This is a genomic window from Vibrio sp. YT-16 (assembly GCF_033337405.1).
Lineage (GTDB): Bacteria > Pseudomonadota > Gammaproteobacteria > Enterobacterales > Vibrionaceae > Vibrio > Vibrio alginolyticus.
In genome coordinates, this window is record NZ_JAWOQQ010000070.1 from 1 (window position 1) to 1,475 (window position 1,475).

Annotated in this window: 1 protein-coding gene and 1 pseudogene; both read left to right on the top strand. The window is 44.9% G+C overall.

Annotated elements, in window-relative coordinates:
• Window positions 1-108 precede the first annotated feature (108 nt).
• Window positions 109-825, top strand: a pseudogene (locus R7F07_RS24760) (YbgA family protein); the annotation flags it as partial.
• A partial coding sequence (locus tag R7F07_RS24765; RefSeq protein WP_318110609.1) for a MerR family transcriptional regulator occupies window positions 815-1,475 on the top strand: 661 nt, incomplete at its 3' end. The pseudogene R7F07_RS24760 and the gene R7F07_RS24765, both read left to right, overlap by 11 nt.

Below are 1,475 nucleotides of genomic sequence, written 5' to 3' on the forward strand. Positions count from 1 at the left end.
AGGGAATAAAAGAACACAAACTGAAAATATAAAAGGTCTGGGCTTACCTGTGATTGGTGGTTTCTTGTACTGGGCGCTCTTCAGGTGTTCTTCCCCCAGTTTGGGCGTCACACAGATAACATGCTGACTTACTCCGAAAATAAAGTGGACGAGCTTCAAAATGAGCAATTGTGTGGTTATATCGTTTGTGCCAAATCGCCAACATGCGGTATGGAACGCGTAAAAGTGTACAGCAAAAACAACGCTGCAAAAGAAGGGGTTGGTCTTTACACGAAAACGTTGATGGAAAAAATGCCGTGGTTACCTATCGAAGAAGATGGACGCCTAAATGATCCCGTTCTTAAAGAGAACTTCATTACTCGCATTTACTGTCTCAACGATTTTTATGAATCGATGGCAGGTGAGCCGACACGCGGTAAGATCATCGATTTCCATTCTCGTTACAAGCTAACGCTTATGGCGCACCATCCAGAGTCGTATCGATCTTTGGGGCGCTTAGTCGCAGATGTTGCCAACTATGAGATTGACGAGTTTTACCGAGAATACCGATTAGGTCTGATGACGGCGCTATCGAACCGTGCCAGTCGCAAAAACAACACGAATGTGTTGATGCATCTTCAAGGGTATTTCAAACGCTCTCTAAACAAAGATGAAAAAGAAGAACTCGCGACCGTGATTCAAGACTATCGTACTGGCACGCTGCCATTACTCGCGCCACTAACATTAATTAAACACTATCTAAATGCTTATCCAGATGAATATCTGCAAAAACAGAAGTTTTTAGAGCCACACCCGCAGGAGATGAGATTACGCTATGGTTTGTAGTTCAGAAGAAAAACTGTACGCAATTCGAGATGTTGCAGAGATTACGGGCGTTAAGCCTGTGACGCTGAGAGCTTGGCAAAGACGCTATAACCTAATCCAACCGCAAAGAACGGAAAAAGGGCATCGCTTATATTGCCAGCAAGATCTCGAGACGATTCGTGAAATTCAAGGTTGGTTATCCAAAGGCATTGCGATCGGCAAAGTGAAAGGATTGCTCGGCCAATCGGATGTAGAAATCAGTGCAGAAAACCATTCGCTTGAAGAAGTGGAAACCGTACTGTCTGCGTTGTCGCAACTCAATCGTGGCAAAACGGAAAGCGTCCTGTCGTCGGTATTGAAAGAGTACCCGCTCAACTTAGTCGTAGATCAGTTTATCAATCCTGTGTTTGAAGCATTGGATTTGGTTAAGGGCTCGCTGCGCTCTTTGCAGTTGGGATTGTTCCAAACCTGTTTAATCACGCGTTTGGCATTGGTGATCGATTCTGAAAACAAAGCATCTACTAAGGGGAAATGTCTGTTGATCAGCTTTGAACAAAGTCGAGATGCGGAAAGCTGGATTCAGGCGGCGAAGTTGTGTGAGCAAGGTTACCACATAACCTTAATCGACAAGGTGGACGACGTTTCTGGCTTGGTGGGTCACGACGTAATTG